Source organism: Xanthocytophaga agilis (assembly GCF_030068605.1).
In the GTDB taxonomy this organism is placed as follows: domain Bacteria; phylum Bacteroidota; class Bacteroidia; order Cytophagales; family 172606-1; genus Xanthocytophaga; species Xanthocytophaga agilis.
On the sequence record NZ_JASJOU010000002.1, the window covers coordinates 281640 to 295151 of the forward strand.

Consider the following 13512-nt stretch of genomic DNA (forward strand, 5'->3'; position numbering starts at 1 on the left):
GCCGGATCTGATCAACTCTTCAAAGCGATATACGAACTCAGGTATATTTCCTGCAAAAAAACACTAATTTCGCACTATGAGCTCAGATAACTTCTTTGTAAATAATACAAATCCACGTTTTACACAATCTACTTTCGAGTGCCTGGATGTGATGGGAGGAACAGCAGAATATGCAGGATCACTGGTATTATTCACGCCAGTACAGACGTGTATTTCTATCATACTTGCATTACGCAATGATACAACGATTCGCCTTTACAAACAATCGACAACAGCATTTCCTGACTTTCAGATTGATATATCTGCATTACTACAACAAGATCGTACTGTCAACCAATCTATTCTTTGTGATATTACTGCTAGCCATTATACAACAGGTCTAGTAGCAGCCTGCATAGTACTGTTTTCTATTCAACAGAATATTGCTCTGACAGGATTGGATATCTATATACAATCGCCTTTAAAGCAAACAGAAACTGAATCTGAGGAGGAGGCTCTTGCCATAAGTATATTGAAAGCACTGGCAGAAGCTAATCAGATTATATTGACCGAAAATGAACTTCCAATGCTTGCTCACACTGCATTGCAGTTGCTTAGTCTCCATCATTTTCCATTGGTCAACACATTGGCTAGTTACTATGTAAAACCAGGACACATTTTGCCAATACTATGTCAGCCTGACCACGTATCTTCTACTTTTATCATTCCAGAAGGTCTTGGCTTTGCAGCCATTAACCTGGGTCCTAAATCAAACAAGCAATCAACTCTGCGGGGGCAAGCCTATACTGCTGCATCCATAGGATATACCATGATTTCCCTCTACGATGGTACCTATCCACACGAATTAGACAAAGCCAGAAAGACTGGCAATCGAGAAAATCTGCTGTATAATGGCTACTTGGCAAATATTACCCCAAATGAATTTGACAATCGTTATAAATGGCTACCCAAGCACGTTCAAGGCAGTACTTTTCTGGAGAAGTCAGGTATCTTGATTGATCCAGCTTTATCTGTCTTTCCAGACATTTCCTATCCTGTCTTTCAAGCTACAGTATATCCTATTTACGAAAACATACGAGCTCAATATTTTTCTCTCCTCTTGCAACACATGCCAGAAACTGACGAGGTAGAACGAAGACAAAAATCATTACAACAATTAGGTAACTGGATGTTTCAATCTCATACAAGTTATGCAGCCTTAGGACTGAGCAACCCAGTTGCAGACAGATTGATACAATTGGTACAGCAACATTTGGGGAAGGGCGTTTTTGGGGCCCGCCTAACAAATAGTAATACAGAGAATAACGTTTGTATTTTATGGGAAGGACAACAGGGATATGATACCATTCAGGCTATCTATCAAATGATTAGTCAGGAAGAACAATCTCCCATATCTTTACACTTCAATCGCTAACAACACAAATATAAAATACTCACTATCAACCTATTTACTCTCCTCATATCACAATTCTCTCCTATTAGTTGAGTAGTTTTCGGATATTATACCAAAACTACTCACTATGACTACAACTACTGAAACCCTTCCCCAAGCACTCACCATTGAGTCGGCTACAAACCGGCTTCAGGTGGTAGATTCCCTGCGAGGATTTGCACTACTAGGTATTTTAATTGCGCATATTGTTAGCTGGTTTGATGGAGGCCCTTTACCTAGCTCTATCTATCAGAAGGCATTTGAAAATATTCCAGTCTGGCAACAGATCCTAAATGGCATTACTCAATTTATCAGTGAAGTATTGGTTCGGGGAAAATTCTTTTCCTTCTTCTCTTTTCTGTTTGGCTTAAGCTTTGCACTCCAGTTATTCAGTTTTGAGAAGAAAGCAGGTAATTTTTTAGGACGTTATGCCTGGCGACTAGTTATCCTTGGCCTGATTGGTCTGGTACACAGCTTACACTGGAGAGGAGACATTCTGAGTATTTATGCACCTCTGGGATTTTTATTGCTCCTTTTCAGAAAACTACCTGACAAAATCATACTCACTCTTGCCATTTTATTAGTCATTAACATACCTACACGCCTTACAGCTATTTATCAGCAATATCTGCCTCAACCCTCTAAAGCACAACAGGAACAACAAAATAAGCAATCCGAGAAGGATACAGAACAATACTACCAGATTATGATGCATGGCAGTTATGCAGAAAATCTAAAAGCTAATTTTAAAGCATTAGAAATGAAGAAAAACTTCCAGATTGAAAGTGGCCGCATCTATATTACATTCGGCTTCTTTCTACTAGGTCTCTATGCAGGTAGGAAAAAAATATTTGAACAATTTCCTGTAAACAAACTATTTTTCAAAAAGGTCTTACAATACAGCGGGTTTATAGCATTGGCCTTGTTGATAACAGGTATTTGTCTGGGTGTCATGTACAATAATAACCCACAACCTCCTCCAGCTATTCTATTTATCTTTATGACCATTTATGATTCTTTTAATGCATTACTAACACTATTTTATATTGTAGGTATCACACTTTTATTCTCAAAACCTGTCTGGAATTCCAGGTTGCTACATTTTGCCCCAGTAGGCAAAATGGCACTCACCAGCTATGTTTTTCAAACAATTATAGGCCTTTTACTTTTTTACGGGTATTGTGGTTTGGGTTTGGTTGGAATAATTCCTCCTTGGATCTGCTTTTTGCTATCAGCGCCTATCTTTCTACTACAGATGCAGTTTAGCAAATGGTGGTTATCCCGATTCAAGTATGGACCACTGGAATGGATATGGCGTTCCGCAACCTATCTGAGATGGCAACCACTTCGCTTATAATGTATCAAAGGGTATAGGTATCTCAACAATAATATATGCTTTATTCAGAGGTGGATATATTATTGTTGAGATACCTTCATTGACAAACTATACTATTCGTATACTTTTCTTAATCAAACTTTTACACAAAAACTCCTACAGGTCTTACATTGAAAGTTTTATCAAATAAGTATACCTCAAATAGAAAATGCGTCTATGTTGTTTAAGTGATATAGATACTTACCAGATGTTATTCTTGTCTTCATTTGCATATCCATATAAAGTTTGTCAGAAGGATACACCCAACATACGGCTATGATTCATTATTTTCTTCGCTTTCTGCAGGATACAATTGCACTAGTAATAGTCAAATCATGAAGTGTTTCTTTGTATAACCTTTTATATAACCAAAATGTATCTGATACTTTTTAAAGTGCTTATCCACAGAAAAACCTAGAGTACATGTTCTAAAAAGGTAAAGACATGGCTATTACTTACGCTTTTTAAGCCTGGCTACTTGTTTACAAATTGAGCTTTCTCGGGCAATTTCCCTTATTTTACAAGTATAAGAAGCTATCAGGTATTATTCCTTTGAGTCAACATAGGGTATATCAAAGCTCATTATAATTGCCTAAGTTAAAATGTAATTACTCTCTTGTCATTCAGCTTATACTATATGCCATTTCTATTTAATATCATTAGTGGACGAAAGTTAAAAGAATATCAAAAATTTCGGGAAGAAGCCAAAGAATTAAGAGTAGCAACTCAAGATGCCACGCTTTTGATTCAAAATATTGGCCAGGGGAAACTGGATACTACTCAGATATCAGATACAAACAATCCATTGATCTCTTCATTGCTGGAAATGCAGGAACAAATGAAACGGATTGCAGAAGAAGACCGCCAACGTAGCTGGGCAAATGAAGGACATACCCGATTTGCAGAAATACTTCATTCACATTCTACTGATCTTGAACAAATCTTTAGTCTGTTAATCAAAGAACTGGTCAGATACATTGGTGCTAATCAGGGAGGTTTATTTGTCACTAATGAGGAAAACCCACAGGAGATCTTTCTCGAAATGTTGTCCTGTTATGCCTATGATCGTAAAAAATACCTTCACAAAAAAATAGAAGTAGGCGAAGGTCTGGTAGGCCAGTGTTATATTGAAGCAGATAGTATTCTTCTGACTGATATTCCAGAGGATTATGTAAATATCACTTCCGGATTGGGTAAAGCCAATCCAACCTGTCTGTTGCTGGTTCCTCTTAAAGTGAATGAAAAAGTATATGGTGTATTGGAACTAGCTTCTTTTCATGTTTTTGAGCCTTATCAAATTAGCTTTATTGAGAAGTTGGGAGAAAGTATTGCATCTACATTTTCTACTTTAAAAATTAATAGCACAACCAAGCATCTACTGGAACTGGCACAACAACAGGCCGAAACATTGCGCAGTCAGGAAGAGGAGATGCGGCAGAACATGGAAGAGCTTTCAGCCACACAGGAAGAACTGACTCGCCAGTTGCATGAAAGTGATGTATTAAAAGAGGAATTACAAAATCGGGAACAAGTGTTTGGTCATACAACTGTTTTATCTGAATCAGATCAACATGGGACCATTCTTCTTGTCAATGATAAATTGTGTAAAGTCTCCAAATATAGTAGAGAGGAATTAATAGGCAAACCTCATAATATCTTCCGTCATCCGGATATGCCTAAAGAATTATTCAAAATCCTTTGGCAGACAATCAAACAAGGAAAGATATTCAGAGGCGTTATCAAAAACAGAGCAAAAGATGGCACTCATTACTGGGTCGATGCCACCATCTCCCCTATACTTGACGACAATGGCAAGCCCATAAAATATGTCAGTGCCCGCTATGTCATTCCAGATGATAGATTAGCAGAGGTCCTTTATGCCGAATGTCTGCAATCACTAAATCTCTCGGCTTCTAAAGCATCTGATACAGTATCTGCATAACCCTGTTTAAATAGTCAAAGATTGGACATTTTAGTTGCCAATCTTTGACTATTTTTTTAGCAGCTATTGTTCAGCTAAAATCTTTCTATTCTAACCGAACGGACAAATCAAAGGCTTACCATAGGGATATAGTGTGCCTAGTTATATTCAGATCAAAAGTGTGACTTGAATCATACACGTAGATTTTTTTTGCACCGAATTCCAATCAAACACAAAACTTGCGGTTTGTTCCGGGTAAAAAACTTTCTAACCCGAACAATCTGGAGCTATTCTTCACATGGCAGTTTGCATATAACTATACGCATGCTCCACTTATGCTACAAACTACACTCAAACACACTACTGATCTGACAAAATAAATTCTAACTCCAAAATAAGAAATTGTGGAGTTAGATATATCAGAAAATATCCATAGCTATTTGCAATGACTCATTCATAGCATCAAATCTCGTCCGCACCGACTGCATAAAGGCTTCGTTTTCAATCAGGTTGTACACATCGCTTTCTCCTGTAATATCCATTGCATTGATTTTATAGGTTTGTTCCAGCAGCCCCTGCTCTATTTTAACAATATACTTTCCATTCCAGCTAAAAAGCGTAACATGGCAATCTTCTTTGGGTATCTGAGCTATAACTTTCATATTTTCCAGTATTTAGTAAAACACAAATGTCAGACAGAGGCGCACGAAGCATTTCTGTCTGACATAGCAAATATACTAAATAGGTGATTCTAGTTCGCTTGTTTCGTTGGTTCCGATTTTGTAGCTATCACTTTATGTGTTTGTATATGACCCAACACCCATTCTCCTACCTGACCTCCCTGTACGAGCCCCACTTCAATGGCAGACCGATAATGGATACCACCATATAAACGGCTGATAGCAGCTTCCTCACAAGCCTGACGGAACGACTTAAACGAACGAGGGGGAATCCCATATTGAACTTCTGTAGAATCTACAAAAGAGATATTATCTCCATATAGATGAGTAAGTACCGTAGCAGAGGCAGTCGAAATCACACTATGCCCGCTGGTATATTCAGGAAATGGAGGTGTTTGCAAAAAAGGAGTCCAATCTTTATCAATCAATTGATTGATGGCTGTTTCCGGACGCACTCGCACACTGCGGTATTTTTCATCCCAGCAGCTGATAAAGCCATCAAACAACGCAATAGATACCAATGCGTAAGTCTCAGCTGTTTTCATAATATCCGCTTTATACTGACGCGAAATAATATTAGAGATACTCATCCAATGCCCTCCCGGAGACATTTTTTTGGTTGCAAAATTTACGTGTCCGGCTACATTGAGTTTAAAAGGATTGCAATCCCAGAAATTGGCAATCCATTTTTGCTCCTCTGTCATATGTGTAGTTACATCATATACATCCTGTGCTTCTTTAAAAAAGGCGCTGTTCTTATCTGTGTTGTAGGCAGGTGGTGGCACAGGTTTAAACTGAGAAGCAGAATCAAGCGTCAGAGTACGGATCTTAAACCACTGAGGTTCTATACCATCCATATAACCAGGAGGAGTAGGCACCCAGGTACCAGGCTGATTGGTAATGGTATGACGAAATCCACGGGTCTGTTTGTAGTTATCTTTTGAGGAGTATCGTATCACGTGTGCAGCTACACTATCACCAAAGGCAATAGATCTGTCAAAGACATCATCAGGTATGCCCATGTCTTTGTAATCTTCATACAATTTATTTTCAAACTCATCATACATCTCTACAGAAAATGTAAGCGTACGAGCCACTTTCATAAATGCATGTACAGATGCCAGCGGAAAACAATAGGTTTGTGCAGCTTCTGGTTTCGGCCCTGCGGTAAAGCCTTTTAGCTGGCCAGTTAGTGACTGATAATCCGAATTAAGGGGTACCAAAGCCTCATAAGCGGCTACGCTGGAATACATATAGATACGGCTGGCAACTGTCGGTGAAAATATATCATGGGTAATGACCTGAGTCAGCTTGGTAACCGCATTGTTCAATGGGTCTGGAGCGAGAATCTTTTTCTGATTATCGGCTGATGTTGTCTTCTTACAGCTACATACTAACATTAGTAACAGAACAACAGATACAACACTGCCAGCTTTTAAAATGGCTCTCATAAAATATTTCGGTAGTTAGGTAGGAACACGAAATTACAAAAATAATCTGTAGCCATAAGGATAATGACAAAAATCAACCTTAAAAAGAATATATTTTTTCTATCTTTTTCCATATTCAGAAAAATGAGACTTATATTAATACTTCTGAATAAGGTATACACCTAAAACAATTAGCATAGCACCAAGCAGTCGGTAAATGTTGACAGGATGAATAGTAAAACCCAGATAGCCAAAATGATCAAACCATAACGTGGCCAGTAACTGACCAGCAATGACAAGGCTCACAAAATTTGCAGCTCCAATCCGTGGTGCAATCATAATAGCGGCAGTAACATACAAAGCACCTAGTACTCCTCCCATCCATTTCCACCAGACTATATTTCTCAGCACGTCAAAAGATGGTATAGAATTACGGGAGTTGGCCACCATATAGATAGCCAGAACAATTGTACCAACCGAAAAAGAGATAAGTGCTGACAGAATAGGATTGATCACGGTGTTACGTAACTGAGAATTAACACCTAATTGAGTAGAAACTCCTACTCCAGCCATAAGAGCAAAAAAAAGATATAACCACTGCATAAATGAATAGTACTAATTATTAAGTAAAGTAAAAGCTGTCAGAATACATAAAAATGGGCAAATTCATAACATATCATTGCTGTAAAATAGGCACTTTCAGATAAGATTCAGTGATTTTTATACACTTACCTACTACCGTCCTAAGCATAGAGTAGGAAAATTAGATAAAATGGCACGTTTTAAAAATAAAAAATGTTATTCTGATAAAATATGACCATACATCACAACGTCTTCCTAGTAAACAAGGAAGTACTTTACTGAACATAGAGATGAACGATAGTCTGTCATTGTTGCCCGCAACACAAGACATAAAAAACCAGACGCTTAAACTAGCATTCCAGCACGAAAAACAAAGATTGTTGGCATTTATTCGCAAGCGTGTCCCAGAAAAAACAGATGCAGAAGATATTTTGCAGGATGTATTCTACCAACTAGCAGAAACGTTTAATGTGCTTGAACCAATAGAACAAATTAGTGCCTGGTTATTTAGAGTAGCCCGTAATAAAATAATTGATCGGTACAGAAAGAAAAAACCAGAATCACTGGAACAATATTTGAACCATGGAGAGGATGAAGAAAGCTGGAATCTCTCAAAGCTTCTTTTTGACCCTCAAGATGGTCCTGAAAGTACGTACACCCGTACCCGCATGTGGGACACACTGGCAGAAGCACTGGAAGAGCTACCAGATGAACAAAAGGAAGTTTTTGTATGGCACGAACTGGAAGGCAAAAGCTTTAAAGAAATTTCAGAAACAACAGGTGTTACAGTCAATACGCTTCTTTCCAGAAAGAGATATGCCGTTTTGCATTTACGTAAGCGTCTGGAAACGTTGTATGACGAAATAGTAGGAAATTAAACATAATACAATTCAGATCAGACTCACCTGTCTTGTTCAGTAAAAGGTGACTTGCGGATTGATAATATTTTAATTTTATAATCATGAGAAGACACTGGATCTTGTATGCTCTAAAGGTGGCCTTTTTCATTTCAGTAGGTTTCTTTCTATTTGGATGGGTTATCATGAAATTGTGGAATCTGACAGTTCCTTCACTTTTTTCTGGCCCAATGATCACTTTCAGTCAGGCATTAGGAATTTTTGTTATCTCTCGTTTGTTATTATGTGGAGTACGTCCTTTATGGAAGAGCAAAGCGAACAAAAGAGGGTATTGGCGTCGTAAAATGGAAAAACATTTATCATCCATGACACCAGAGGAAAAGGAAAAACTCAGACAAGCCTATGCACGCAGGTGTGGTCAATGGCAGGAAGAAGAGACACAGAAGGAAGAAAATAGAAAAGAAGTAGTTAACCAATAAGAAATATTTTCATAGTTGATAAATTCCCTATAGTTTGAGTGTAGTGTTTGGAAATAAAAAGCCTTAACTGTTTCAGTTAAGGCTTTTTTTATGACTTCAGAAAAGATACTCTGCCTTATTGTACAATCTGGCTACTTAATCTCATTAGTTCTATCTCGCCAAGTTTGGCATTGTAAATAGCATCGATCAATCGGCTACCTGCGGCTACTGCATTACGTTGTACATCCCGAACTTCAAGAGAAGTGGTTACACCTGTTTTATAACGTTCCAATGCAATAGTAACGTTTTGTTGTGCTACTGCTACGTTTTGCCGCTCCAACTCAATCAAACGCAAACTATTGGAGTAATTGACATAAGCTACCTGTAAATCAGCCAAAACTTGTGTTTTAAGATCTTCGAATTGAAACTCTGCATTCTGCTGAGTAATTCTGGCATTCTGAGCCTGACGATTCAGATTATTTCCATTGAAAATAGGAATAGTAGCCGTAGCCCCATAATTCACATACATACTTCTGGTTAGGTTTGGAACTACAGACGCCCTGCTATTTTGGTAATTTCCAGTTATGCCTGTAAATACATTAACCAAAGGTAAGCGTTGGGCTCTAACAAGTTTTGCATCCAGGTAAGCTATATTTTTATTACGTTGTGCCAGCAAAAGACTTGGATTCTGTCTTTCCACAGCAGAACGTAATTCAATTATATTCAAATTAGTATTAACCAGCATAGTATCTGTAGCTACAATAGCAACATCTGCCGGACGAATCAATAACTGATTTAAGGTTATCTTCGCATTCGTTACTAATTGCTCCTGTGTAATTAATGCAGATTGATCTGTATTGTAATCAACTTGTGCAGATAAATACTCTTGTCGAGAGCCACTTCCTACTTCATAGCGATTCTTAGCCAAACGCAGTCGTTCCTGAGAAATTTTAAGTGCATCTTCCAATACTACCCGACGTTGTTCCTGCTGAATAATATTGAAGTAAGCATTGGTTACTGATGCTACAGTATTTTCGATGGTTATCTCTGTATTCTCACGTCCTGCTTCTCTTAGCTCTTCCAGACGTTTGTATGTAGTAGCCAATGCACCTCCCAAGATTGTCCAGTTTACATTGATACCACCTGTTAATCCCAGGTTATTTAATCCACTGAACTCCTGAACAACAGTATAGGCACTATCCCCTCTGGCTGTCTGTGCAGTCCGGTATTGTTCTTGTTTATAGAAACCATTATAAGTATTACTAGTCTGCAAAGTTCCATTTACAACAGGCAAATAACCAGCATTTCCAATGGTGTAATCGTTCTCGGCAATTCGTTGCTGATTTCGTATTACTTTGATAGAATAATTGTTTTGCAAAGCAATGTCTACAGCTTGTTGCAATGTCAATGCTTCCTGTGCGATAGCCAATGAAGGAAAAACACATATCGCCAGGATGATATATAAACAAAGAGAATTCTTCACTTTTAAAATAACACTAAAATGAGTCAAAAATTGTATAGTTTGAATGGAAGAGACATCTTCTACTTATATTGTACAGACAAATTTCCTTTATCATCACTCAGCAGGCACAACGTGTTTGTGCTCTTCCTCTTCTGAATGTACCGTTTGCTTACGTGAAAAATAAGAATAAATAGCAGGAATCACATACAATGTTAACATCAATGAAAACATAATTCCCCCTACAATTACAATTCCCAAAGGAATACGACTTTTTGATGCTGCTCCTAATGATAATGCAATAGGTAATGCACCAAATGCAGTTACCAGACTCGTCATCAGAATAGGTCTTAACCGCATCGCCGCAGCCTCCACAGCTGCTTCCATTCTCGGCAAACCTTCTTTTCTTTTTTCATTTGCAAATTCTACGATCAAGATACCGTTTTTGGTTACCAGACCTATCAGCATAATAATACCGATCTGTGAAAATATATTTAGTGTCTGATTAAAAATCCAAAGCGAAAACAATGCCCCGGCAAAGGCGAGAGGAACAGTTACCATGATAATAAAAGGATCTGTAAAACTCTCGAACTGAGCAGCTAGAATCAGATAGATTAAGGCTAAAGCCAGTATCAAAGCAAAACTGGTATTAGATGTACTCTCCGCGAAGTCGCGTGAAGGTCCTGATAAATCTGTACTAAAACTGTCATCCAAGGTTCTCTCAGCTATAGCCTGCATGGCTTTAATACCATCTCCAAGCGTTTTACCAGGAGCAAGAGAAGCAGAAACAGTAGCAGACTTAAACCGATTAAAGTGAAATATCTGTGGAGGATTAGAAGTTTCTTCCATCTGTACCAGATTATCCAGTTGAATCAGATCACCCCGATTACTCCGCACATAAAACGACTTCAGATCCAATGGGGCATCACGATCGGCGCGTTCTACCTGTCCAATTACCTGATACTGTTTACCATTCATCAGAAAATAGCCAAATCTCCTATTACTGAGTGCCAGTTGTAAAGTATTGGATACGTCCAATACAGATACTCCCAACTCTGTTGCTTTCAGCCGATCAATCGTAACATATAACTCCGGACGGTTGAATTTAAGGTTTGCATCTGAAATCTGAAACGTAGGATCTTTCTGTACTTCCTCCATAAACTTGGGCAACCGTTCCTTCATCTTCTCAAAGTTCAGGTTCTGGATTACAAACTGAACAGGTAAAGAGGTTCCTCCAAATCCTATTTGTATGGTTTGCTCCTGCGTTGGGAATGCCCTTGCCTGATTAAACCGACGCATATTTTGATTGAGGTAATCAACAACTTCCTGCTGTGTACGTCCATTAGGACCCCGATCCTGTGGATCTTTTAACAATACTGTTACAAAGCCATTATTAACAGGAGCACTTGATCCGCGACTGGGGGCGGTAATCCCAAAGACCATCTTCTCTTCCGGAATAGAGTCCATCACAAATTGAGAGATATCGGTAATAAAGCGTTCTGTACTTTCATAACTTGCACCCTCGGGCAAGGTAACAGAAATCCGTGTTAAGCTTCTGTCTTCTAAAGGTGCTAATTCAGATTGAAGGTTAGACCCAATGAAGTAAATAGCCACAAAGCAAATACCAATAATAACAAAAGACCACCAGCGAACCTGCATGAACTTTTCCAGCGAAGACCGATATGACTGATCCATCCATTGAAAGAAAGGCTCTGTTTTACGATAAAACCAGGTAGGTTTGCTATGATCACTTGCCAGGCGTACACTCAATACAGGTGTAAGTGACAAAGAGACAAAGGCAGAAATCAACACAGCTGCAGCTACTACTATTCCAAACTCGCGGAATAAACTACCTACAAACCCTTGAAGGAATATAATAGGTAAGAATACCACAGCCAATGTTATACTGGTAGAAATAACAGCAAAAAATATTTCTTCAGAACCTTCTTTAGCTGCCTGATACCGGTTTTTTCCCTGCTCCAGCTTTTTAAAGATATTTTCAGTTACCACAATCCCATCATCTACCACTAATCCCGTTGCCAGTACTATCCCCAGCAATGTCAAGACATTGATAGAAAATCCGAAGATATACATGATGAAGAATGTTCCTATCAACGAAACCGGAATATCAATCAATGGCCGTATAGCTATAAGCCAGTCCCTAAAGAAAAAGTAAATGACAATCACCACCAGCACAAAAGAAATGATCAGCGTTTCTTCTACTTCTTCAATTGCTTTCTTAACAAATCGCGACTTATCAACTCCTATATCTATAATCATATCAGGAGGTAATTCTTTCTTTATTTCGTCCAGACGCTTATAAATCTCACCGGCAATTTCAATATAATTAGCTCCCGGTTGTGGAATCACAACCATGGATATATTGGTAGCATTATTCCGCATCGCCCCTGTTTCTTCATTCTCAGATCCCAGTTCTGCAGTTCCAATATCTTTAAAGCGAATCACCTGGTTGGCAGTCTGTTGTATAATCAGATTGTTAAATTCATCCTCAGTAGTAAGACGTCCATAACTTTTTACGGTTAGCTCTGTTTGGTTTCCATATACTTTTCCACCAGGCAATTCTACATTTTCCCGATTCAAAGCAGCTTGTACATCTTGTATGGTTAACCGATAGGCAGCCAGCTTTACCGGATTTATCCAGAGCCGCATGGAATATCTTTTTAGTCCGAATGCATTTACCTGACTCACACCTTTTACTGTTTGAAGTCGTTCCTGAAGAATATTCTCTACATAATCTGAAAGTTGATTTACATTTCGGGTTGTACTCTGTACAGGAATAAACATAATAGGATCACCATTGGCATCAGCCTTGGCAACAACTGGCGGTGCATCAATATCCTGAGGTAGGTTTCGTGTAGCCTGAGATACTTTATCACGCACATCATTGGCTGCTTGTTCCAGATCAACATCCAGTGTAAATTCAACCGTGATCTGGCTCGATCCCAATGAACTCGTAGATGAAATGTTACGAATACCCTGAATGCCATTGATAGATTTTTCGAGAGGCTCTGTAATCTGAGACTCTATAATGTCCGGATTGGCACCTGTATAGGATGTACTTACAGTAATAACCGGTGGGTCAATGGCAGGATATTCACGAACACCCAGATATGTATAGCCAATGCCCCCAAAAACTATGATAAGCACTGACATAACTACTGCCAGCACCGGACGTTTTAAACTAAGTGAGGGTAAACTCATAGTCTACTACTAAATTAAAGAATGCGGAAAGGAAAATACCCTAATAAAATTTTTCAACGAGCCAACAGATGCACAAAGGCATATGTACCAGAATCT

The 13512-nt window shown here is 38.6% G+C and carries 10 protein-coding genes; 5 read left to right on the plus strand and 5 right to left on the minus strand.

Features of this window, described 5'->3' with window-relative positions:
- The first annotated feature begins 76 nt into the window (after positions 1–76).
- The 3 genes from QNI22_RS07960 to QNI22_RS07970 all read left to right on the plus strand — a co-directional run bounded on the left by QNI22_RS07960 (position 77) and on the right by QNI22_RS07970 (position 4749).
- A complete protein-coding gene (locus tag QNI22_RS07960; protein ID WP_314510107.1) occupies positions 77–1414 on the plus strand; it encodes a hypothetical protein in 1338 nt (445 codons plus the stop codon).
- A 106-nt stretch (positions 1415–1520) separates the two neighbouring features.
- On the plus strand, positions 1521–2789 hold the full coding sequence (locus QNI22_RS07965) for a DUF418 domain-containing protein (protein ID WP_314510108.1): 1269 nt from the start codon (positions 1521–1523) through the stop codon (positions 2787–2789).
- A 655-nt stretch (positions 2790–3444) separates the two neighbouring features.
- Positions 3445–4749 (plus strand): PAS domain-containing protein, encoded by a 1305-nt coding sequence (locus QNI22_RS07970; RefSeq protein ID WP_314510109.1) that lies wholly within the window; start codon positions 3445–3447, stop codon positions 4747–4749.
- A 398-nt stretch (positions 4750–5147) separates the two neighbouring features.
- On the opposite strand, the gene QNI22_RS07975 is transcribed toward QNI22_RS07970, so the two are convergent.
- The 3 genes from QNI22_RS07975 to QNI22_RS07985 all read right to left on the minus strand — a co-directional run bounded on the left by QNI22_RS07975 (position 5148) and on the right by QNI22_RS07985 (position 7441).
- Complete coding sequence (locus tag QNI22_RS07975; protein WP_314510110.1) at positions 5148–5390, minus strand: hypothetical protein; 243 nt, start codon at positions 5388–5390, stop codon at positions 5148–5150.
- Positions 5391–5479: 89 nt separating this feature from the next.
- Positions 5480–6859, minus strand: coding sequence for a vanadium-dependent haloperoxidase (locus tag QNI22_RS07980; RefSeq protein WP_314510111.1), 1380 nt, complete (start codon positions 6857–6859; stop codon positions 5480–5482).
- 135 nt (positions 6860–6994) lie between these two features.
- Entirely contained in the window at positions 6995–7441 is a 447-nt protein-coding gene (locus QNI22_RS07985; RefSeq protein WP_314510112.1) for a DMT family transporter, read from the minus strand.
- Positions 7442–7710: 269 nt separating this feature from the next.
- Here QNI22_RS07985 and QNI22_RS07990 point away from each other — a divergent pair, with 269 nt between their 5' ends.
- Together QNI22_RS07990 and QNI22_RS07995 are read left to right on the plus strand one after the other, a co-directional pair.
- The gene (locus tag QNI22_RS07990) at positions 7711–8298 is read left to right on the plus strand and encodes an RNA polymerase sigma factor (protein ID WP_314510113.1); all 588 of its coding nucleotides are present in this window, start codon (positions 7711–7713) and stop codon (positions 8296–8298) included.
- Positions 8299–8381: 83 nt separating this feature from the next.
- On the plus strand, positions 8382–8756 hold the full coding sequence (locus QNI22_RS07995; protein WP_314510114.1) for a hypothetical protein: 375 nt from the start codon (positions 8382–8384) through the stop codon (positions 8754–8756).
- A gap of 115 nt (positions 8757–8871) precedes the next feature.
- Here the strand turns inward: QNI22_RS07995 and QNI22_RS08000 are convergent, their stop codons facing one another.
- Together QNI22_RS08000 and QNI22_RS08005 are read right to left on the minus strand one after the other, a co-directional pair.
- Positions 8872–10245, minus strand: a complete 1374-nt coding sequence (locus QNI22_RS08000) for a TolC family protein (RefSeq protein WP_314510115.1) — start codon at positions 10243–10245, stop codon at positions 8872–8874.
- A gap of 66 nt (positions 10246–10311) precedes the next feature.
- Positions 10312–13416 (minus strand): efflux RND transporter permease subunit, encoded by a 3105-nt coding sequence (locus QNI22_RS08005; protein WP_314510116.1) that lies wholly within the window; start codon positions 13414–13416, stop codon positions 10312–10314.
- Between the last annotated feature and the right edge of the window lie 96 nt (positions 13417–13512).